This window comes from Bacillus sp. GW821-FHT11D08, from assembly GCF_058808515.1.
In genome coordinates this window covers 164,781-185,780 of the sequence record NZ_JBXARS010000003.1, presented here as the reverse complement: position 1 = coordinate 185,780, position 21,000 = coordinate 164,781, and the positions used below count along the sequence as shown (strand labels likewise).

Genomic DNA, 21,000 nt, shown 5'->3' with positions numbered 1-21,000 from the left:
TCCAAATCTTGAAAAAAATGTTTACAAAATGGAAGCTGATGGATATACTTACAAAGTAAGAAAAAAGCAAAGGGAGGTTGAATCACATGACGACGTTAAACGGCAATCAAAATCTACAATTGAACCGATTCAGCCTGTGGAAGAGTTCGTGTCCTTCCTTAACCTCTGCCTGTCAAGCACGTTAATTTCGGAGTATCAGGACATTCGCAGCTCCCCGCAGGGAAAGAAGCACAGTCTTCTTTTGTCTGCGGATTTAGTCTGCCCGCAGCGCATATGAACTTTGCTGCGGGTTATTTTCGCTTGTGCGGATATTGAAAGGGGGTGAGCGATAATGACCATTAATCTTTTCTTTTTAACACTGACCATTTCAAAGCGTTTTAAAAGTGCGGAAGAGTATGAACGAGAACAGCAGGTCGAAGAGTTTTATAATGAAGCGAAAGAACGCCAGCTGAAACACTTTTATATGAACTAACGGACACGAAGGGCCAAAACGGAGGAGAAGGAGGAGATTATCATGTTCAGAATTGAACTGCTGAATCATTACACAATGGAGAAGGACCAGGTTTAGCGAGGATGTTGCTGTCACGTCGCAGACGGCCTGCATACCATGGTAAAGAAAGAAAAATTGGTAAGCGGGTGATAGCATGCAAGGCGGTCAGAACAGAATTCCATCCATCGGGCACGGGTATGCGTCAATGCCCCATTCATTTAAGCACGGCTACGGCAACCCGTATCGCCGGCAGAGAATGGCGGCGCTTTCCCGGCAGACAAGATATATAGCACCGTATTATTGGTACTAGAGCAGGCGGAAAACCTACGTTTTCCGTCTTTTTTTTATGAAAACAAATATAAATTTCAAATAAATCGAAACGTTCATGAAGAGAAGTGCGTCTAGTTAGTACCTCATACTAATACGAGGTAATATTATTTCTGAATAATAAATCACAGGAATGGAAAAGCGGGTGTTATACAATGTTGCAACATACATCTTCAGCATTAAAACGAATGCGCGCGAAATACTTTGCTGCATCAGAACCGGCAGAGTCAGTCATTCAGCAAATCTTGATGGACATACAGGAATACGACCGCATTTTGGAAATCGGGACCGGAAACGGCTCAATGTTTAAACAAATCATCGGACAGCTTGAAAAGGGCAGTCTTAAAAGCATAGAAACATCGAAACGTAAAATACGGAAAACACAGCGCGCAAACCGTTCGGTTATAAAAGCCGGGCTCGGAAACATTCAGCAGGGGAGGCCGGAAAGCATACCGTTCCGCGACCGCAGCTTTCATAAAGTCTTCTCATTACATACTGCTGAAACAGTCAGCGATTACCGGACGGCATGTAAAGAAGTGTACCGCGTTCTTCAAATTGACGGGTGTTTCTATATGGTTTTGAAACCTTCGCGGATGAGTGAAAAGGATGTGATTGAGGTGCTCTATGATCAGCATTTCAGAGACATTTCAGTTGTCAGCAGAGATTCATTCCATTTTATTACTGCCATTAAATAGAATATTTCTTGGGAAATAAAAAGAGCTGCTTAAGTCACTGCAGCTCTTTTTGTGAAATTGGGCATATTTCCTTATTTTTGGTTATTTCACATATATTTTATATTAAAAAAAGTTTTTTTCTTATACAATGGTAATCAGATGACCGTACATTTTAAATATTTTGAACAAACGGAATGAATATTCATTCCGCGTTTAGAAAGGGGGATGAAATGACAGCTTCAAATAAGGTTGAACTCATTATGAAAGCGTCGCTTACTTTGTTTACAGATAGAGGATTTGACGCCACGACGATTCCGATGATTGCCGCTCAGGCCGATGTCGGAACCGGCACAATTTACCGTTACTTTGACAGTAAAGAGACACTTGTGAACGTACTGTATCAGGAAAGTGCGCAGCGTTTTATGAAAAAAGTCAAAACGGACTTTCAGGGGATATCTGTAAGAGAAGGGTTTCATCACCTGTTTTATTGTCTGATTGATTTTACGAAGGAAAGTGAGTATGCATTGTTTTTTCTTGAAACGAATAAGGACGCCTACTTTCTGAATGAAACGAGCCGTAAGCTTCTTGATGAAATAACACAGATGCTTGACGTCTTTTTTCAGCGCGGCAAGTCTGAAGGCGTGCTCCGCAATCTGCCGTCCAATGTGCTGATAGCGCTGCTGCTCGGGGCATATCTCAAACTCTATCAGCTTGTCCGGACGGGAAGCGTCGAAATAACAAAACCGTTTCTGAAAGAATTGGAACAATGTTCTTGGGATGCCATCAGAACTCATTAATTATTCGCCGAAGGAAGGAAGATCGATATGAAACAGCTAAGCGCTATACCGCAGCCGAAAACATACGGACCTCTGAAAAATCTCCCTCACTTGGAAAAAGAAAAACTGTCACAATCGCTCTGGAAAATTGCCGAAGAATACGGCCCGATCTTTCGTTTTGAATTTCCGAGCTCTGTCGGGGTCTTCGTATCAGGCCGCGAGCTCGCGGCAGAAGTCTGTGATGAAAAGCGATTTGACAAAAATCTCAGCAAAGCCCTGCTGAAAGTCCGTGAGTTTGGCGGTGACGGACTATTTACGAGCTGGACTCACGAAAAGAATTGGCAGAAAGCGCATCGGATTTTATTGCCGAGCTTCAGCCAGAAGGCGATGAAAGGCTATCATTCAATGATGCTGGATATTGCCATGCAGCTCGTGCAGAAGTGGAGCAGATTAAATCCGAATGAAGAAATTGATGTTGCCGAAGATATGACGCGCCTGACGCTGGATACAATCGGCCTGTGCGGATTTCATTACCGCTTTAACAGCTTTTACCGCGACACACAGCATCCTTTTATCACAAGTATGCTTCGTGCGCTGCAGGAGGCAATGCGCCAATCACAAAGACACAGCCTGCAGGACAAGCTGATGATCAAAACGAGACATCAGTTCCAGCAGGATATTGAAGAGATGAATTCGCTTGTAGACCGGATCATCGCTGAACGGAGGGAAAATCCGGATGAGAATCTGTCTGACCTTTTAGCATTGATGCTTGAAGCGAAAGACCCCGTAACGGGGGAAAGGCTGGATGATGAAAATATCCGTTATCAAATCATTACTTTTTTGATCGCTGGGCATGAAACCACAAGCGGGCTGCTTTCTTTTGCGATATACTGCCTGCTGAAAAATAAAGATAAATTGAAAAAAGCCGTTCAGGAAGCCGAGCGGGTGCTGACGGGAGAGACCCCTGAATATAAGCAGATTCAGCAGCTGACATATATCCGCATGGTGCTAAACGAGACTTTGCGGCTGTATCCGACTGCCCCGGCATTTTCTCTGTACGCGAAAGAAGATACGGTTCTCGGCGGGAAATATCCGATTGCGAAGGGACAGCCGGTGACGATTCTGACTCCGCAGCTGCATCGGGATAAAAGCGCGTGGGGAGAAGATGCCGAGTTATTCCGCCCGGAAAGGTTCAGCGATCCCGCGGCAATTCCGGCTGACGCGTATAAGCCGTTCGGAAACGGACAGCGCGCATGCATCGGGATGCAGTTTGCCCTGCAGGAAGCGACAATGGTGCTCGGCCTTGTCCTGAAACATTTTGAACTGATTGATCATACTGATTATGAGCTTACGATTAAAGAAGCTCTAACCATTAAGCCCGGTGATTTTAAAATCCGTGTGAAAAACAAGGACGTGTCCAATCATCAGCCCGTACAAAACCATAAAGCTGAAGGCAGCGGTCACAAAGAAGAAACGAAAGAAATCCCGTCCCACGGAACGCCGCTTCTCATTCTTTACGGTTCAAATTTGGGAACTGCGGAAGGAATCGCGGAAGAGCTGGCTGATATCGGAAGAAGCAAAGGATTTTCAACTGAAACCGGCCCGCTCGATGATTATGCCGGGAAACTGCCTGTAAAAGGCGCGGTCGTTATTGTTACGGCTTCTTATAACGGGGCGCCGCCTGATAATGCAGCGGGTTTTGTGAAATGGATGGAAACCCTTGAAGATCAGGAATTAAAGGGTGTTTCTTACGCCGTCTTCGGCTGCGGAGACCGCAACTGGGCCGCCACTTACCAAAGGATCCCCCGCCTGATAGACAAAGTGCTTGAAGAAAAAGGGGCAAAACGGCTGACCTCTATCGGGGAGGGCGACAATGCCGATGATTTTGAGTACAGTCAGGAAGCCTGGGAAGACTCATTCTGGAAGGACATCATGAAGGCTTTTCATATAGAGGCCGCTCCAAAACAGACAAACAAATCACAGTTATCAATCGAATACGTAAGTGAAGCAGCCGAGACGCCGATTGCCAAAACGTACAAAGCATTTGAGGCGGAGGTCATCACGAACAAAGAGCTTCATACCGAAAGCAGCAAGCGCTCAGTCCGGCATATTGAGCTGCGTCTCCCCGAAACAGAAACGTATCAGGAAGGAGATCATCTCGGGGTGCTTCCGCAAAACAGCGGGGAACTGATCAGCCGTGTCATTCGCCGATTCGGTCTTGATCCGAACCAGCACTTTAAGATCAAGGGCCGGCAGCTGCCTCATCTGCCGATGGACCGGCCGGTTAATGCGCCGGAGCTTTTGGCGTCCTATGTAGAGCTGCAGGAGCCGGCAACGAGAGCCCAGCTTCGCGAACTTGCCGCACATACCGTGTGCCCGCCGCACCAAAAAGAATTGGAGCATCTTTATTCTGATGATGCGGCATATAAAGAAAACGTGCTGAAAAAACGAATGACCATGCTGGACCTGCTGGAAGATTATCCTGCATGTGAACTGCCGTTTGAGCGCTTTTTAGAACTTCTGCCGTCCTTAAAGGCGCGCTATTATTCAATCTCAAGCTCACCGAAGGCAACCAGCGGGGAGCTCAGTATCACGGTCGGCGTTGTGACGGCTCCGGCATGGAGCGGCCGTGGGGAATACCGGGGCGTGGCTTCGAACTATTTAGCCGGATTACAAAAAGGCGATTCTGCCGTCTGTTTCATCCGCTCGCCGCAGTCGGGTTTCGCATTGCCTGAAAATCCGAAAACGCCTCTCATTATGGTCGGAGCAGGCACAGGAATTGCGCCGTTCAGGGGATTTATCCAGGCGCGGGCTGCCGAAAAAATGTCCGGTAACAGCCTGGGTGAAGCTCATTTATACTTCGGCTGCCGGCATCCTGAAGAAGACGATCTGTACAAAGATGAATTCGACCATGCGGAGAAAAACGGCCTTGTCACCGTGCATCGGGCGTATTCCAGGTTAGATCAGGACTGTAAAGTATATGTACAGGATGTTCTGCTTCGCGAGGCTGCACAAATTATTGCCCTTCTTGACCAAGGCGGCCATCTCTATATATGCGGTGACGGAAGCAAAATGGCTCCGGCTGTCGAAAATGTACTGCTTCAGGCGTATGAAAAGGTGCATAACACCGATTCAAAAGTTTCCTTGGAGTGGCTTGAACAGCTGCAGGCGGAAGGAAGATATGCGAAAGATGTTTGGGCAGGTATGTAACAGAAGAGTGAGACAACTGAAGAATGTTTTTTAATTGAAGAAAGCCGGCACGATATTTGAAATCTACTGAATCAAAAGGAATAGTTATAGGGAGTATCGTGCCGGCCTTATCTTTAGTATCGGACAAAAGGCACAAATCTTTAATGTTTTTATTGATTTACATGCAGGCGGCTATGTCCCTTTTTTCTGAATTCCGCCAGAAATAAAACCGGATAAGACAGCAATAGCAAAACCGAAATAAATGAAATGATACCGATCCAATGAAAATGCGTCCAAAAGAAACCGCCGCAAGACCCGGCCACGCTTGAACCGATATAGTATGCAAGCAGATATAATGAAGAGGCTTGCGCGCGCTGATCACCGGCTGCGCGGCCGACCCAGGCGCTTGCGATCGAATGCGCGCCGAAAAAGCCGAAGGTAAAGACGGCAATCCCCGCGATTTTGAGCGCAAGCTGGGGCAAAAGTGTCACCGCTGCGCCGGCAAGCATAACAAAAATCGCAATCTTAATCATTTTTCCGCTTCCGAAAAGATCTGCTTTTTTCCCCATATAGACCGAGCTGAACGTTCCCGCGAGATAGACAATAAAAATAAAACCGATCACAGTCTGCGACAAATGATAAGGAGCCGCCATTAAATGAAAGCCGATATAATTATATAATGTCACAAAACTCCCCATTAATATAAATCCCAGAGATATTAACAAAAGCAGCCGTTTGCGGTGCAGGACCGCTCCGTATTCCTTACATGCCGCTTTTACGCCCGCATGCCGCTGAGATGAATGGCGCGGAGCCGGAAGAAAACGCCAAAACAAATAGCTTAATACAATAGAAAGAATGCCGATGATGGCAAGCGCCGGCCGCCAGCCGAATACATCGGTCAGAAGCCCCGTTAACAGCCTGCCGCTCATTCCCCCGATGCTTGTGCCGCTGATATACAAGCCCATCATTTTCCCGAGGCCCTTCGGATCAAACTCCTCGCCTACATATGTCATAGCGACAGCCGGAACTCCTGCCAGGAAAATACCGAGCAGCGCCCTCATCGCCAAAAGCGCGGGAAAAGCCGGACTGAACGCTGTTAATAGACCTAAAACAGAAGTAGCTGTTAACGACAGCACCATTAATTTTTTTCTGCCGAATCCGTCAGACAACGAAGCGGCGGCCAATAATGAAAATGCCAAAACGGCTGTTGAGATGGATAAAGTTAAGCTGGCAGCCGCAGCGGAAATATGAAACTCTTCCGAAAACAAAGGCATAAGCGGCTGTGTCGTGTAAAGCGTGGCGAAGGTCACAAAGCCGCTGATAAACAGAGCCAAGCTGGCCTTTCTGTAAGCCTTTGTATGAGGCTGAATAAACGTCATGAATGTCCCTCTTTTCTCACTGTTGGTTATATATGTATCGTACGCTTTTCATTTCAATGTGTCTAATTTATAATAACTATAGAATTAATGCGTGTAGGTTATGAAGAAAGGGGAGAAGGAGAAAATGGAGCTTCATCAAATTGACAACTTCATTGCGGCGGCAGCTCATCAGCATTTCACAAATGCGGCAAAAGAAAGAATGATTTCTCAGCCGGCATTAAGCCGATCGATTATCAGGCTCGAAGAAGAATTAGGCGCGCCGTTATTTTACAGAGAGACAAAAGCCGTCCGGCTGACAAGACACGGAGAGCAGTTCTTAATAAAAGCAAAACAAGCGAGAAGAGCTTTAAATGAAGGCGTTGAACAAGTGAAAAAGAATATGAGCCTGGAGCACGGCGAAATATCTGTATCATTTCTTCATACACTCGGGCTGCGCTTAATGCCTCAGCTGATTGCCGAATTTAAAAAGCTATACCCAAACGTGACCTTCCGGCTTTATCAAGGCGCAAATGAAACGCTTCGCAAAATGGTGGAAACGGGAGATGCGGATATCTGTCTCAGCTCTCCGCCGCTTCCCAGCGAGCTTTTACAATGGACAGTGCTGGAGAAAGAGCCTCTTTATGCGGTGCTACCTGAGAACCACCCGCTTGCAGGAAATAAAAGCATTCAAATGAAAGAGATGCAGGACGAGGATTTTGTGGGTTTTAAACCGGGATACGGGCTGAGGTATATGTTTGATCTGATGTGCCGGGATTTGAATATACACCCGCATCTCGCATTTGAAGGAGAGGAAGTGTCAACCATATTAGGACTGACCGCCGCGGGTCTGGGGGCTGCAGTGCTGCCGAAAACCGCGGAGCATTCATACTTTCCGGTCGTTTTTCTTCCGGTTGCAGATTACCAATGCGAACGCACCATAGCGTTAGCCCAGCTGAAAAACCATGCTCTCTCTCCCGCTGCTGAGCGTTTTAAACAGTTTGCACTTGAGTATTACAAAGCACGCAACTGAGCGGTCATTTTATTAAAATCGAAGTTGAAAATAAAGCAGAAAGAAATACAGAAAACGGAGGAAAACCATGGCGAAAAAAACAGTGAAAACAAATGCTGTCCGTATCATTGAGCAGCAAAACATTCCCTATGAGCTATTAGGTTACAAAACAGAAGGGGGACAGCCCGCAGACGGTCTTTCCGTTTCACAAAAAATCGGATACGCTGCCGAATATGTTTATAAAACCTTAGTGGCATCTGCAGGAACTGATCGTTATTACGTCTTTGTCGTTCCCGTTGCAAAAGAACTGAATCTGAAAAAAGCTGCGAAGGCGGCAGGTGAGAAGAAAATAGAAATGATTGCTATGAAGGACCTTTTGGGAGTAACCGGCTATATGCGCGGCGGCTGCTCTCCGATCGGCATGAAAAAAAGGTTTCCGACTTTTATTGATAGATCCGCTGAAACACTGGAGTTTATGATTGTCAGTGCGGGGAAAATCGGAATGCAGCTGAAAGCAGCGCCTCAAGATTTAGCCGAAGCAAGCGGGGCGGTATTTACAGACATTGTATAAATGTCCGATGAATCTAATGGAACACGTGTCAAGGGAGAATGATAATGAAAAAAAGATATGAAAACTTGAATGGCGTGAAGAATGAACATGGATTCAGGGACATGTGGAAATGGATGAAAGAACGAAGAGAAAAAAGTAAAGATTTAAGCGAGAACATTCCGAAAGCGGTCACAAGGGATGTCCGTGATGTTGCTGTCAATCGGACGGAAACCGCCATAACATGGATCGGCCATTCTTCATTTCTGATCCAAATACAGGGGCTTAACATAATGACCGACCCTGTATGGGCGCGGAGGATGGGTTTTCAAAAACGGCTGACAGAGCCGGGATATGAGTTGAGCGAACTGCCTGACATTGATGCTGTGCTCATCTCACATGGGCATTATGACCATCTTGATTTTCCGAGTATAAATAAACTGAGAGGAAACCCGGATTTTTACGTGCCTGCGGGATTGAAAAAGCTGTTCAACAAAAAAGACCGCAAAAAGGTCCATGAAATGAATTGGTGGGATCGTTTTGAGATGCGGGGGGTGAACATATCATTTGTTCCGGCCCAGCACTGGACACGGAGAACGCTTTGGGATACCGATACCTCTCATTGGGGAGGCTGGGTCATAGAAAGCAAAAACGGCGAGTCCATCTATTTTGCAGGAGATACAGGCTATTTTGAAGGCTTTAAAGAAATCGGAGAGAGGTTTCGTATTAAGGCGGCTCTGATGCCGATCGGAGCATACGAACCGGAATGGTTTATGCAAGTGTCACATATCAATCCGGAAGACGCCGTGAAAGCGTTTTTGGAGCTGAAGGCTGACAGCTTCATTCCCATGCATTACGGGGCATTCCGGCTTGCTGATGATACAGGCCCGGAAGCACTAAGCAGACTGCACGGCGAGTGGGATCGGCTTGCATTACCTCCTGAAAACCTGAAAGCATTAGCGCTTGGCGAAACATTTTGGCTGTAACAGCAGGTTTTCGCTGCCGACACCAATCGTTTAAAAACGGTTGGTGTTTTGTTGTCAACCAAAGGTGAACAGCTTTAGTATAAAACATGATTTTTCCGGAATCTGCGGTAAAAAACAAAACTTTTTACTCTTTTGTTTCATTATAAAATGAAAACGGTTTCGTATGTGTAGTATATTTAACCTATCACAATTGCTCCAGCAGAAACGGACAGGAAGGATAGAAAAACAGATGAAATACATGAATTCAAGGCAGAAAAAGATTTTGTATCTGTTGTTATCTGAACCTGATGACTACTTAGTTGTGCAAGATTTCGCAGACAGGGTCCGCTGTTCTGAAAAAACGATCAGGAATGATTTGAAAACGATTGAAGATTTCCTGAATGAACATGCTCAAGCTCAGCTGATCCGCAAACCGGGATTAGGCGTCTATTTACATATATCTGAACAGGAAAGGTCACGGTTAATCCGGCAAATTTATAATGAGCACTTTACGTGCAGGCACAAGACCGATGAAGAAAGAATACTTCACATCGCTTATGATTTATTAATGAATTCAAAGCCCGTTTCCGCAAAAGAAATTGCCGCACAGCATTTTGTAAACAGAGCTTCCATTAAAAAGGATGTAAGTGCGGTTGAAGAGTGGCTGAAGCGATTTGATCTCACGCTGGTTTCTAAACAGCGGCTCGGCTTAAAGATTGAAGGGGACGAAAAAAACAAAAGAAAAGCATTGGCGCGAATTTCAGATTTGATTGATAATGCGGAATTTACAAGCCAATTTATAAAAAGTAAGTTTTTAAGTTATGAAGCGGACTTTGTGAGAAAAGAAATCAAGTTATTACAAAAAAAACATTCTATCTATTTTACGGATGAAACATTTGAAAGTTTGTTGCTGCATACATTGCTGACTATCCGCCGTATCAAAATGAAACAGCCGGTCGCCATTTCTGCAAGACAGCTGGACGCGGTAAAAAAGAAGAAAGAATATGAATGGACACTGGCTTGTTTAAAACGGCTTGAGCCGGTATTTGCCATCCGGTTTCCTGAGGAAGAAGCCGTCTATTTAACTTTACATATAATAGGCGGGAAAGTCCGCTATCCATCGCAGCAAGAAAAGAAGCTTGATCTTGAAGATTCTGAGCTTTCCAAAGTCGTCAGGCATTTGATCAATCGTGTTTCAGAACTGCAAATGCTGGATTTTTATAAAGACCAGGAACTGATCAACGGATTGAACATTCATCTCGATCCGGTGTTGAAGCGGCTGAGCTATGATCTCTCTGTTTCAAACCCCATGCTTCACGACATCAAGAAAATGTACCCTTATTTGTTTCATCTTATCATAGACGTTTTAGAAGACATCAATCAAACATTTGATCTTTATATTCCTGAAGAAGAGGCGGCCTATTTGACGCTGCATTTTCAGGCAGCGATCGAACGGCTGCGCCGAAACAGTCATAACCCTAAAAGGACGATCATCGTCTGCCATATGGGCATTGGCATGTCGCAATTGCTGCGGACTAAAATTGAACGCAAATTTCATCACATTACGGTAAAAGACTGTATCGCAAAAGCGGAGCTGACAGAGTATATCAAAAAGCATAAAGATATAGATTTCGTCATTTCTACGATAGGGCTTGGAAATGTAACGATCCCTCATATTGTCGTATCACCGCTTTTGGAGTCTGCTGATGAAAAGAAGCTCAGCGCATTTCTGCAACAGCTTGATACATCACACCGCCGGGAGCAAAAAACGTTTAAAATGCTGAACGATACGACTCCGTTTCTCGTTTTTTTACAGCAAGAGACAGAGCACCGTTATCAGGTCATTGAAAAGCTGGCGCAGGCTTTGTATGAAAAAGGCTATGTAGAAAAAGAGTATGGCATTCATGCAGTAATGAGAGAAAAAATGTCGGCGACAAATATCGGGGCGGGTATTGCCATCCCTCACGCGAACTCTAAATATATCAAACAATCAGCCATTGCAATCGCCACCTTAAAAGAGCCGATTGAATGGGGGACAGAAAAGGTGTCGCTCGTTTTTATGCTTGCCGTTAAACACGAAGATCAAAACAAGGTAAAGCAATTATTCAGTGAGCTTTCCTATCTTAGCGAGCAGCCGGTATTTATTCAAAAACTGACGGAAGAAAAAAATGTGATGACGTTTTTATCGTATTTAAACTATTAAAAGCAGGGAATATCTCCCTGCTTTTTTTCTGTTTATAGGGAAAAATGCCGTTATTTCCGGAACTTATGGTAAAAAAACGCGCTTATCACAGGCTGATTTCAGTATAAAGTTGAGACAAGATCTTGAAATTCAGACTGCAAAGGAGGATTTATATGAAACTGTTAGCGATTACATCATGTCCGAACGGCATTGCCCATACGTATATGGCTGCTGAAAATTTACAAAAAGCAGCCGGCAGATTAGGCGTTGAGATCAAAGTGGAAACCCAAGGCGGAATCGGGGTGGAAAATAGGCTGACCGAAGAGGAAATCCGGGAAGCAGACGCAATCATTATCGCGGCGGACCGCTCGGTGAACAAAGACCGATTCGCGGGAAAAAAGCTGCTGGCCGTCGGGGTTCAGGAAGGCATCCGCAAACCGGAAGAATTAATTCAAAAAGCGCTTAGCGGTGAAGTGCCGGTCTATCAATCTGCTTCAAAAGCTGAATCCGCAAGTCAGCAGGGCAAAAAACAAAACCCGATTTACCGTCATTTAATGAACGGCGTTTCTTTTATGGTTCCTTTCATTGTCGTCGGCGGATTATTGATAGCGGTTGCATTGACGCTTGGAGGAGAAAAAACACCAAAGGGGTTAGTCATTCCGGACGAGTCTTTTTGGAAAACGATTGAACAGATCGGCAGTGCTTCTTTTTCATTCATGATCCCGATTTTAGCCGGGTACATCGCGTTCAGCATCGCTGATAAGCCGGGTCTTGTCCCCGGAATGATCGGCGGATATATTGCGGCATCCGGCAGCTTTTACGACAGTGCAAGCGGCGCAGGATTTCTTGGAGGAATCATTGCGGGATTTTTGGCGGGATATGCGGCGCTTGGAATCAAAAAATGTAAAGTTCCTAAAGCAATACAGCCGATTATGCCGATTATTATTATTCCGGTGTTTGCCTCACTGATCGTCGGTTTGGCGTTTGTATTTCTGATCGGCGCCCCCGTCGCTCATATTTTCGCATCATTAACGGTTTGGCTTGCGGGAATGAAAGGTTCGAGCTCAATTCTCCTGGCATTGATTTTAGGAGCGATGATCTCCTTTGATATGGGAGGACCCGTAAACAAGGTGGCCTTTCTTTTCGGATCGGCAATGATCGGAGAAGGAAATTATGAAATTATGGGCCCGATTGCCGTTTCCATTTGTATACCGCCGATAGGGCTTGGGATTGCAACGTTTTTAGGAAAAAGAAAATTCGCAGCCGCAGAAAGAGAAATGGGAAAAGCATCATTTACGATGGGCCTTTTCGGTATCACGGAAGGAGCCATTCCATTTGCGGCCCAAGACCCCCTTCGTGTGATCCCGAGTATTATGGCGGGTTCTATGACCGGCTCGGTGATAGCGATGATCGGCCATGTGGGGGACAGAGTGGCACACGGCGGCCCCATCGTTGCTGTACTTGGAGCAGTAGATCATGTACTGATGTTTTTTATCGCTGTAACAGCAGGCTCTCTTGTCACCGCTCTGTTGGTTAATGTACTGAAGAAAGATATGGCGAAATCCCCCGCGCCCGGCGAGGTGCTGCCGTCTGCCGCACCAAATGAAGCTGCAGCGGCAAAAGAAACAAAGGAACCATCTCAGGCTGACAGCCGAAAAGCCGGGATGACCGAAATCAAAAAACTGACTGACATTATCAGTACGGACTTGATTGAACCGCATTTATCCGGCGAAACGAGGGATGACATTATCGACGAAATGATCGAGAAAATGTCCCGTAAAGGTATGCTGCTGTCTGACAGCGGATTTAAGCAGGCCATTTTGAGCCGGGAACAGCAGGGAACCACGGCGATAGGTATGAATATCGCCATTCCGCACGGAAAGTCTGAAGCCGTCAAAACGCCGGGTGTCGCATTCGGAATAAGACGTTCGGGTGTTGACTGGAACAGCCTTGATGGTTCTGATGCAAAACTGATTTTTATGATTGCCGTACCGAAGGAAAGCGGCGGAAATCAGCATCTAAAAATATTGCAGATGTTATCCCGAAAACTGATGGATGACAGCTATCGGGAAAGGCTGCTCTCCGTTCAGACAAAAGAAGAGGCGTATGAGCTTCTGGAAGAAATCGAATAAAGCGGGGGATGATCATGTCTACTGAACCGATATTTTTCAATCCGGTTTTCAAAGAAAGAATCTGGGGAGGCGCCGCCCTGCGTGATTTTCACTATAATATTCCGTCCGAGCGGACAGGGGAGTGCTGGGCCTTCGCCGCTCATCAAAATGGACAGAGCACAGTTCGAAACGGCATGTATAAAGGATGTACGCTCGGTGAATTGTGGGAGCATCACAGAGATTTATTCGGAAACCTTGAAGGAGACCGTTTTCCTCTTCTTACAAAAATTTTGGATGCGGACCAAGACCTGTCCGTTCAGGTGCATCCGAATGATGACTTTGCCAAAATGCATGAAAACGGGGAACTTGGAAAAACCGAATGCTGGTATATCATTGATTGTGAAAAAGATGCGGAGATCATTTTCGGCCACAACGCAACAACAAAAGAAGAACTGATGTCCATGATTGAGCGCGGAGAATGGGACGGGCTCCTGAACAGAGTTAAGGTAAAGCCGGGAGATTTCTTCTTTGTCCCAAGCGGCACCGTACACGCGATTGGAAAGAGCACACTTATTTTAGAGACGCAGCAAAATTCAGATACGACTTACAGATTGTATGACTACGGAAGAAAAGATGCGGACGGCAGGATGCGCGAGCTCCATTTGGAAAAAAGTATAGAAGTGATAGACATTCCATCTGTCCGTGAACGGCCGACCGTTCAATATAAACAAACAGATGATCTGCTGGCAGCTGTTTTAATAGAATGTCCTTATTTTTCAGTCGAAAAGTGGGTTGTAAAAGGTGAAGCAAATCTATTCCAGCATCATCCCTTCCTTCTTGTCAGCGTGATCGAAGGAGACGGAATAATGATTGCAGGCGGGCATGAATATCCCTTTAGAAAAGGAGATCATATTCTCCTGCCTTCCGGTTTGGGAGAATATAAACTGGCAGGCCATGCAAATTGTATTGTGTCTCATCTGTGATCCTCAAAACCCTTCTCTAGCATCAGAGAAGGGTTTTTCATTTTTCTACAAAAAGGACGAAATTTCCAGTGTATCAGTGTTTTCGTTCCTGAATTTATTCTCTCAATTTGTATATCTCCCGAGCCATTGATTCAAGTATGTACATAGCGGGGATTTGGGTGGTGACATTCGCATTTTCAACCCATTCTTCCGTCACGTAATATGAAATATTCACATCGGACATTTTGGCAATGGTTGAATGTTTATGATTTGTAATACTGATGACCCGGCTGCCTTCTTGTTTCAGCTGATTCAGATGAGTCACCGTAGAATCTCCTTCACCTGAAACCGATAATGCGATCGTGATGCTGTTATGGCGGAAATGGGAATGGGCCGGAAAGTAAGGATCTTTAATATACATTGAAAGTTTCCCTAAGCACGAAAAATATCTGGCTCCGTATTCGGCGAGAATTCCTGAACTTCCCACTCCGATAAAAATAACGCTTTCTGCATCGGCCGCAAGGGCTGCTGCTTCCTTCAGCTTTTCTTCCATCCCTCCGCTCACTGTTCTTTCAAAAAACTCGGCAACGGAATGATGGGGACTCTTTAAAATCGTTTTTTTATTTGCCTCCGTATACATTTCAGCTTCACCTTAAACTCCGAAAACCCTTCACAGTTTATTTTTTTGCAGAAACGTAAAATAGAAGCCGTAGATACATGGGTTTCATTTGCCAATTCACGGATTCGCATATAGACGACTTTCTCGCTGTTTTGGGAGATGTAGTTGTATAAAGAAGTTTCAAGCTCGTTAAATGAAGCAATCATTTCGTGTGTGAACATGCAGGGGGATTCTCCTTTTTATGAGAATGGTGAATGTACATCTAATCGTAACATATCATTTTTAAAAGAAACATAGTGTTATATTTATGTGACAAATCACTTTTTGTGTCATTCAAAACAAGACGTCAGCCAATGATTTACGGCGCAAAACAACTGCGGATATAATTCGTTCATACGCTTTATGCATGATCTCTTCAAGGGTCTCTGACAAAAGCGGCCGAAAAAAGGAGGACAATATGAGTATCAAACTGATAGCGGTTGATATGGACGGAACGTTTTTGAATGATGAAATGGCATATAACAAAGAGCGTTTTATGAATCAGTATCGTGAATTAAAATCGCGGGGGATTAAATTTGCCGTAGCAAGCGGAAACCAGTATGCGCAGCTTACATCCTTCTTTCCGGAAATCAAAAGTGAAATCGCTTTCGTTGCCGAGAATGGCGCTTTCGTCGTGAATGCCGGAGAAGAATTATTCGCGGGCAGGATGTCTGAAGACACTATAAATGCAGTGATCCGTGCTTTAGAGCAGTATGAGGTGAAAAACGTCATTGCCTGCGGAAAAAAAAGCGCGTATATTCATGAAAATGCCGGTGAAGATGAATATCTGCATGCCAGTAAGTATTATTATGTGTTAAAAAGGGTGCCGCATTTTGAAAACATCGATGATGACATTTTAAAATTTTCCATCAGCTTTCCCGCCGAACATTGTTCCGCACTTCTGAGCTATTTGAAAAACGCCATCGGGTCTTTCGTCACGCCTGTATCAAGCGGGCACGGTGACATAGATCTGATCATACCGGGGCTTCATAAAGCAAGCGGGATTAAGCTCCTCCAGAAACAATGGGGGATGGGTGATGAAGAGTGTGCGGCCTTCGGAGACAGCGGCAATGATCTGGAGATGGTGTCCGCCGTGAAATACGGGGTCGCCATGGATAATGCGCAGGAAAGCATTAAACAGGCTGCCGCGCATATCACGCAATCAAACAATGAAGAAGGGGTCTTAAATGCGATTGATTCCATCCTCAAATGTGAAAAACCCTTTGTCTGAAAAAGACGTTTTAACTGCGGAGGTGCTGAACGGTGATTAAATTAGTGATTACGGATTTAGACGGTACATTTTTAAATAATCAAGGCGATTTTGACAGAACGTTATTTGAAAAAACAAAACGAGTAATGGAGGAACAGCATGTCGCTTTCGCCATCTGCACCGGGAAGCAGTGTGAAAGGGTGGAAGCTTTATTCGGAGAAGATGCGAAAGATTTTTGGATTTTAGGAGACAGTGCCGCACGTATAAAAAAGAACGGCAAATTCGTATATGAATCTTTGATCAGCAATGAAGCGGGACTGTCAATTATAGGCGCTTTAGAAAAAATCAGCTGCGGGCATAGCATTATCGCATGCACAAAAAATGGCGCGATCGTAAAAGAAAATCTGTCTGAAAGTGAAATGAAATATGTAAATGCTTCTTATGCACATGTAACGAAAATAACTGATTTTACTGAGATAAAAGACGATTTTATCAAGATTACGGTTCATGACCCCGACGCCAACTGTCCGGAAACGAGAGAAAAGCTGCATGAATTTTTTCACCAATTATATATCGTAGCATCAGAGGATACCTGGATGGACATATCAAATATCGGAATACATAAAGGATCAACAGTACAAGAACTGCAGCGATTATTAGGGGTTTCGGCTGATGAAACAATGGCGTTCGGAGACGGCCGCAATGACAAAGAATTGATGGAAGCGGCATCCTACAGCTTTGCGGTTAAGAATGCCATTGACGAAATAAAAGATGCGGCGCACTTTGTCATCAAATCAAATGAGGAAAGCAGCGTCATGCACACGATTATGAGAATATTAGCGCTGCAAAAACAATGATGGGCTAAAATCAATGCGGCATGACTTACTAGGGATAGAAAAAGCGGGCTATCCTCAGACTTTAATTCACTCCTGATTTTCCTAAAGTATGTTAAAAATGAATAAATATCTATATTTGACTCGATGGTATTGGTATAATATGTATAAAATGAATGAAGCGGTGTAATATCAAGATGAAAAAAATCACTTCATATCAGACAAAAAGTAGGAACTGCCTCGTTTTGAAATTGGGAGGTGTTTGTATTAGCCCGCTGTTGAGCCCCGCGTATATCATTCTTATTTTTCTTCCGGCAGCTTCTTTTCTGTTAGGGATTTTAGGATATTTCATTTTCAAAAAAGTATGGATGATGGTTGCTATTGTATTCATTTTGTCCTTGATATTTATGTTTATTGTAATAGGTGCCGAGCCGACATTTTTCATTTGGGTGGCTATGATGACGGGGAGCTGTTTTGTCTCCGGTTCAATCACTAAGACGATATGGACTTTTGCAAAGAGAAAATATTAGACAGAAGAATCCTGTTTGAACAGCTATCCTTTTTTTGTCGATTGAAGAAAAAGAAGTATAGAGGTATCCGTTATGTTCTTATATTTTGTCTGTTGTTGTCAGTTCGGGCTTTCTGTTAAAAATGTCTGTCTATCGTTTTGTTCTTTTTTAACTAAACGGAGCACTATAATTGAACTGCAGATATATAGATAAACAAAAAAGGATAAGGAGGATTTTTATGTTTCAAACTTTAGACCATTTTTTGAAATCTTGGGAATTCGAAGCCGATGCGACACAAAAACTGCTGAATCATCTGACTGATGAATCACTTAAACAAGAAATCACTTCAGAACATTGGACTTTAGGCCGTATTGCTTGGCATACTGTCGCTGCCATTCACATCATTACCTCAAACACAGATTTAACGTTTCACGCTCCGGCCGAAGATTATCCTGTTCCTGCATCGGCGCGGTTTATTGCTGAGAGTTATCATCAAGCCAGTAATGCATTTGTACAGGCGTTAAAAACGCAATGGACTGACGATACACTTCAAGAATGTGTCAACTTTATTGGTCAGCAATTGCCAAATGGTTCACTTTTGATGTTTTTAATTCAACATCAAAACCATCATCGAGGACAAATGACTGTCCTTATGAGACAAGCAGGTTTACCTGTTCCGGGTATTTACGGTCCGGCAAAAGAGGAATGGATTAAATTCGGTTTGGAAGCTCCGAAATAGGATATTGTTGTAAGGGCTCGAATGAATAGATGATACCAATCGATGTTGGTATCTTTTTTGTTTTAGTCTTAGAGTGATTAAACCGGTATCCATGACATGCAGACGAATCAACAGTTCAATAGATGTAAATTAAGGTCAATAAATGCAGAAAGGTGATTATGATGATAACTAAAATGACGCGATTCAATATGAAAGACTTCAATAAACCAAACGAACCTTTCGTAGTTTCAGGGAGAATCATCCCTTCATTTGAGGACAATGTTTGGACATATACAGAGGAGAAATTTGCTGAACCTTATGTCAAAAAATATGACGATGAAGACATTGATGTCAGTTATATTGAAGAAGAGGATAAAGTTGTCTTTTTTTATTACGCAGAGAACGACTGTGTCGGCCGGAGTAAGCTTCGTTCTAATTGGAATGGATACGCACTGATTGAAGACATTGCCGTTGCAAAAGATTATAGAAAAAATGGTGTCGGGACGGCTTTATTGCATAAAGTGATTGAGTGGGCAAAGGAGAATCATTTATGCGGTCTTATGCTTGAAACACAAGATATTAATGTTTCAGCTTGTCATTTTTATGCCAAAAATAACTTTGTCATAGGAGCGGTCGATACAATGCTTTATTCCAATTTTTCAACAGCAAATGAAATTGCGGTTTTTTGGTACTGTAAATTTTAAATATAACAGTATTTGATGTTTCGTCATTTGCGGGTGTGTGTCGCAAAGCATTCAAAACATCGGCTTGAGGATTTATAATAAGGTATATCAATCAATGCAGGGGGAGTTATGTATGAAGTGCAAAAAAATGAACAGGGTCCAATTAAAAGAGGGAAGCGTATCAATGGCCCTATAAACTGCGTCTGCCCTCATTAATGGAGGGAAATTTGTGAATACGCCTTATTCACAGTCAGCTTTACGGCACAACCAAGTGTTCATTTGGCTTTGTGTTCTGTCATTTTTCAGCGCATTAAATGAAATGGTTTTGAACGTATCATTACCTGATATCGCCAACGATTTTCATAAACTGCCAGCGAGTGCAAACTGGGTGAACACGGCCTTTATGTTAACCTTTTCCATCGGAACTGCTCTGTATGGAAAGTTATCAGATCAGCTGGGGATCAAAAAGCTGCTCCTATTTGGAATTATGGTAAATGGCTTCGGGTCGATCATTGGATTTGTCGGACACTCTGTCTTTCCTGTACTCATTCTGGCCCGATTTATTCAAGGGGCTGGTGCAGCCGCATTCCCGGCTCTTGTGATGGTTGCAGTAGTACGCTATATTCCGAAAGAAAACAGGGGTAAAGCATTTGGTCTGATCGGGTCGCTGGTGGCAATGGGGGAAGGTGCCGGACCAGCTATTGGCGGAATGATCGCTCATTATATTCACTGGTCATATTTGCTGCTTATTCCGACAGCAACAGTTATCACCGTTCCATTCCTGATGAAACTGCTGGAAAAGGAAGAAAGAATCAGCGGGCGCTTTGATATGGCGGGGATTATATTAATGTCTGCAGGCATCGTATTTTTTCTGCTGTTTACAACGTCATATAGACTATCTTTTCTGATCATCAGTATTCTAGCTTTCCTGATATTTGTGAAACATATTAGGAAAACTCAAGATCCTTTTGTTGACCCTGCACTGGGGAAAAATGTCTTGTTTATGATGGGCGTCCTTTGCGGAGGCCTGATATTCGGCACTGCTGCAGGATTTGTGTCTATGGTTCCTTATATGATGAAAGATGTTCACCATTTAAGTACTGCGGCAATTGGAAGCGGGATTATGTTTCCCGGAACGATGAGCGTCATCATCTTCGGTTACATTGGAGGGTGGCTTGTTGATCGGAAAGGTCTTTATATGTGCTGACCATTGGGATTGCATTGATGTCTTCCAGTTTTTTAATTGCTGCCTTTTTTATAGATGCGGCACCTTGGCTCATGACCGTTATCATCGTTTTTGTTTTTGGGGGGCTCTCCTTCACAAAAACGGTTATATCTACAATGGTATCTGGCAGTTTGAAACAAAAGGAAGCCGGCGCCGGAATGAGTCTGCTTAATTTTACGAGCTTTTTATCAGAGGGAACGGGTATTTCGATTGCAGGCGGTTTAGTATCGACCCGCTTGCTGGATCAAAGGCTACTGCCTGTTAACGCTGATCATTCCGCTTATTTGTACAGTAATATGCTCATTCTTTTTGCAGGAATCATCGTTATGAGCTGGCTGGTAACCATGAATGTCTATAAACGTTCGCAAAGAAATGACTAAAAAGGGAAAAGGATCAAACTTGATAAAAGTTTTGATCCTTTTTTGAGGAGATTCCTTATTCCGGAAGCTTTTGTCGATCAATGAAAGGGGAGTTCACTGCCAATCGGGACTTTTGAGAAAGTGTATGAGGATATTAAAATAGGCCGGAGAGAAAGTTAATCATTCTGTTTGAAAATGACCATGAAGTTCGTAAG

At 44.0% G+C, this 21,000-nt stretch carries 18 protein-coding genes and 2 pseudogenes; 18 read left to right on the top strand and 2 right to left on the bottom strand.

Annotated elements, in window-relative coordinates; genetic code table 11:
- Positions 1-331: 331 nt before the first annotated feature.
- From AC1RRX_RS07860 to AC1RRX_RS07840, 5 genes are all read left to right on the top strand, one after another.
- On the top strand, positions 332-472 hold the full coding sequence (locus AC1RRX_RS07860; RefSeq protein ID WP_003152787.1) for a YrzI family small protein: 141 nt from the start codon (positions 332-334) through the stop codon (positions 470-472).
- A 172-nt stretch (positions 473-644) separates the two neighbouring features.
- The gene (locus tag AC1RRX_RS07855) at positions 645-800 is read left to right on the top strand and encodes a hypothetical protein (protein WP_007408227.1); all 156 of its coding nucleotides are present in this window, start codon (positions 645-647) and stop codon (positions 798-800) included.
- A gap of 172 nt (positions 801-972) precedes the next feature.
- On the top strand, positions 973-1,512 hold the full coding sequence (locus tag AC1RRX_RS07850) for a class I SAM-dependent methyltransferase (protein WP_007408228.1): 540 nt from the start codon (positions 973-975) through the stop codon (positions 1,510-1,512).
- A 209-nt stretch (positions 1,513-1,721) separates the two neighbouring features.
- Entirely contained in the window at positions 1,722-2,288 is a 567-nt protein-coding gene (locus tag AC1RRX_RS07845; protein ID WP_039063345.1) for a TetR/AcrR family transcriptional regulator, read from the top strand.
- Between the two features lie 27 nt (positions 2,289-2,315).
- Complete coding sequence (locus AC1RRX_RS07840; RefSeq protein WP_042635378.1) at positions 2,316-5,477, top strand: bifunctional cytochrome P450/NADPH--P450 reductase; 3,162 nt, start codon at positions 2,316-2,318, stop codon at positions 5,475-5,477.
- 149 nt (positions 5,478-5,626) lie between these two features.
- Here the strand turns inward: AC1RRX_RS07840 and AC1RRX_RS07835 are convergent, their stop codons facing one another.
- On the bottom strand, positions 5,627-6,835 hold the full coding sequence (locus AC1RRX_RS07835) for an MFS transporter (RefSeq protein WP_007408230.1): 1,209 nt from the start codon (positions 6,833-6,835) through the stop codon (positions 5,627-5,629).
- A 124-nt stretch (positions 6,836-6,959) separates the two neighbouring features.
- On the opposite strand from AC1RRX_RS07835, the gene AC1RRX_RS07830 reads away from it, so the two are divergent.
- The 6 genes from AC1RRX_RS07830 (at position 6,960) to manA (ending at position 14,611) form a co-directional block, all read left to right on the top strand.
- The gene (locus AC1RRX_RS07830) at positions 6,960-7,844 is read left to right on the top strand and encodes a LysR family transcriptional regulator (RefSeq protein ID WP_015240269.1); all 885 of its coding nucleotides are present in this window, start codon (positions 6,960-6,962) and stop codon (positions 7,842-7,844) included.
- 67 nt (positions 7,845-7,911) lie between these two features.
- On the top strand, positions 7,912-8,394 hold the full coding sequence (ybaK, locus tag AC1RRX_RS07825; RefSeq protein ID WP_012118054.1) for a Cys-tRNA(Pro) deacylase: 483 nt from the start codon (positions 7,912-7,914) through the stop codon (positions 8,392-8,394).
- A 44-nt stretch (positions 8,395-8,438) separates the two neighbouring features.
- Entirely contained in the window at positions 8,439-9,356 is a 918-nt protein-coding gene (locus AC1RRX_RS07820) for an MBL fold metallo-hydrolase (protein WP_144464156.1), read from the top strand.
- 229 nt (positions 9,357-9,585) lie between these two features.
- Positions 9,586-11,538: a mannose transport/utilization transcriptional regulator ManR gene (manR, locus tag AC1RRX_RS07815; protein ID WP_053103966.1), complete on the top strand. Its 1,953-nt coding sequence runs from the start codon at positions 9,586-9,588 to the stop codon at positions 11,536-11,538.
- Positions 11,539-11,690: 152 nt separating this feature from the next.
- The gene (locus tag AC1RRX_RS07810; protein WP_020956128.1) at positions 11,691-13,649 is read left to right on the top strand and encodes a fructose-specific PTS transporter subunit EIIC; all 1,959 of its coding nucleotides are present in this window, start codon (positions 11,691-11,693) and stop codon (positions 13,647-13,649) included.
- 14 nt (positions 13,650-13,663) lie between these two features.
- A complete protein-coding gene (gene manA, locus AC1RRX_RS07805; protein WP_129003660.1) occupies positions 13,664-14,611 on the top strand; it encodes a mannose-6-phosphate isomerase, class I in 948 nt (315 codons plus the stop codon).
- A 94-nt stretch (positions 14,612-14,705) separates the two neighbouring features.
- Here the strand turns inward: manA and AC1RRX_RS07800 are convergent.
- Positions 14,706-15,430 (bottom strand): annotated as a pseudogene (locus AC1RRX_RS07800) (MurR/RpiR family transcriptional regulator).
- A 236-nt stretch (positions 15,431-15,666) separates the two neighbouring features.
- On the opposite strand from AC1RRX_RS07800, the gene AC1RRX_RS07795 reads away from it, so the two are divergent.
- From AC1RRX_RS07795 to tet, 7 genes and pseudogenes are all read left to right on the top strand, one after another.
- The gene (locus AC1RRX_RS07795; protein WP_042635372.1) at positions 15,667-16,479 is read left to right on the top strand and encodes a Cof-type HAD-IIB family hydrolase; all 813 of its coding nucleotides are present in this window, start codon (positions 15,667-15,669) and stop codon (positions 16,477-16,479) included.
- Positions 16,480-16,511: 32 nt separating this feature from the next.
- The gene (locus AC1RRX_RS07790) at positions 16,512-17,315 is read left to right on the top strand and encodes an HAD-IIB family hydrolase (protein WP_042635371.1); all 804 of its coding nucleotides are present in this window, start codon (positions 16,512-16,514) and stop codon (positions 17,313-17,315) included.
- A gap of 152 nt (positions 17,316-17,467) precedes the next feature.
- Complete coding sequence (locus tag AC1RRX_RS07785) at positions 17,468-17,821, top strand: DUF2651 family protein (RefSeq protein WP_306461081.1); 354 nt, start codon at positions 17,468-17,470, stop codon at positions 17,819-17,821.
- 217 nt (positions 17,822-18,038) lie between these two features.
- Positions 18,039-18,539 carry a DinB family protein gene (locus AC1RRX_RS07780; RefSeq protein WP_007408241.1) on the top strand — a complete coding sequence of 167 codons (501 nt, stop codon included), beginning with the start codon at positions 18,039-18,041 and terminating at the stop codon, positions 18,537-18,539.
- A gap of 161 nt (positions 18,540-18,700) precedes the next feature.
- On the top strand, positions 18,701-19,222 hold the full coding sequence (gene satA, locus AC1RRX_RS07775) for a streptothricin N-acetyltransferase SatA (RefSeq protein WP_032870506.1): 522 nt from the start codon (positions 18,701-18,703) through the stop codon (positions 19,220-19,222).
- Positions 19,223-19,334: 112 nt separating this feature from the next.
- Positions 19,335-19,397: a tetracycline resistance efflux system leader peptide gene (locus tag AC1RRX_RS07770; protein WP_134816631.1), complete on the top strand. Its 63-nt coding sequence runs from the start codon at positions 19,335-19,337 to the stop codon at positions 19,395-19,397.
- Positions 19,398-19,430: 33 nt separating this feature from the next.
- A pseudogene (gene tet / locus AC1RRX_RS07765) lies at positions 19,431-20,806 on the top strand (Tet(L)/Tet(K)/Tet(45) family tetracycline efflux MFS transporter).
- Positions 20,807-21,000: the final 194 nt, after the last annotated feature.

Bases quoted from the DNA above. Each gene is read 5' to 3' on its own strand.
- AC1RRX_RS07860 (WP_003152787.1), top strand. From the start codon at position 332: ATGACCATTAATCTTTTCTTTTTAACACTGACCATTTCAAAGCGTTTT.
- AC1RRX_RS07855 (WP_007408227.1), top strand. From the start codon at position 645: ATGCAAGGCGGTCAGAACAGAATTCCATCCATCGGGCACGGGTATGCG.
- AC1RRX_RS07850 (WP_007408228.1), top strand. From the start codon at position 973: ATGTTGCAACATACATCTTCAGCATTAAAACGAATGCGCGCGAAATAC.
- AC1RRX_RS07845 (WP_039063345.1), top strand. From the start codon at position 1,722: ATGACAGCTTCAAATAAGGTTGAACTCATTATGAAAGCGTCGCTTACT.
- AC1RRX_RS07840 (WP_042635378.1), top strand. From the start codon at position 2,316: ATGAAACAGCTAAGCGCTATACCGCAGCCGAAAACATACGGACCTCTG.
- AC1RRX_RS07835 (WP_007408230.1), bottom strand. From the start codon at position 6,835: ATGACGTTTATTCAGCCTCATACAAAGGCTTACAGAAAGGCCAGCTTG.
- AC1RRX_RS07830 (WP_015240269.1), top strand. From the start codon at position 6,960: ATGGAGCTTCATCAAATTGACAACTTCATTGCGGCGGCAGCTCATCAG.
- ybaK (WP_012118054.1), top strand. From the start codon at position 7,912: ATGGCGAAAAAAACAGTGAAAACAAATGCTGTCCGTATCATTGAGCAG.
- AC1RRX_RS07820 (WP_144464156.1), top strand. From the start codon at position 8,439: ATGAAAAAAAGATATGAAAACTTGAATGGCGTGAAGAATGAACATGGA.
- manR (WP_053103966.1), top strand. From the start codon at position 9,586: ATGAAATACATGAATTCAAGGCAGAAAAAGATTTTGTATCTGTTGTTA.
- AC1RRX_RS07810 (WP_020956128.1), top strand. From the start codon at position 11,691: ATGAAACTGTTAGCGATTACATCATGTCCGAACGGCATTGCCCATACG.
- manA (WP_129003660.1), top strand. From the start codon at position 13,664: ATGTCTACTGAACCGATATTTTTCAATCCGGTTTTCAAAGAAAGAATC.
- AC1RRX_RS07795 (WP_042635372.1), top strand. From the start codon at position 15,667: ATGAGTATCAAACTGATAGCGGTTGATATGGACGGAACGTTTTTGAAT.
- AC1RRX_RS07785 (WP_306461081.1), top strand. From the start codon at position 17,468: ATGAAGCGGTGTAATATCAAGATGAAAAAAATCACTTCATATCAGACA.
- AC1RRX_RS07780 (WP_007408241.1), top strand. From the start codon at position 18,039: ATGTTTCAAACTTTAGACCATTTTTTGAAATCTTGGGAATTCGAAGCC.
- satA (WP_032870506.1), top strand. From the start codon at position 18,701: ATGATAACTAAAATGACGCGATTCAATATGAAAGACTTCAATAAACCA.